Raw genomic sequence first — 247 nt, 5'->3', positions numbered from 1 at the left:
AATTTGGCCGCCAGAAAATTCTAGCCATCACCATCATCATTATGTCTGTGAGTACGTTTTCCATCGGACTCATTCCATCGTATGCAACCATCGGCATTTGGGCACCTGTTTTGCTCTTAATTGCTAAATTGGCACAGGGCTTTTCTGTGGGCGGTGAATACACAGGCGCGGCGATTTTTGTGGCAGAATATGCGCCTGATCGTAAACGCGGATTTTTGGGCAGTTGGTTGGACTTTGGCTCGATTGC

Annotated in this window: 1 protein-coding gene; it reads left to right on the top strand. The window is 47.8% G+C overall.

The window, feature by feature from the left end:
- Positions 1–247, top strand: a 247-nt coding sequence (locus HIJ39_RS23570; RefSeq protein WP_169103429.1) for an MFS transporter, incomplete at both ends; no start/stop codon positions are given.

This window comes from Sulfobacillus harzensis, assembly GCF_012933365.1.
GTDB lineage: Bacteria > Bacillota > Sulfobacillia > Sulfobacillales > Sulfobacillaceae > Sulfobacillus_B > Sulfobacillus_B harzensis.
Note: the sequence above shows the minus strand (reverse complement) of the source record. Positions and strands in the feature narration are given on the sequence as shown.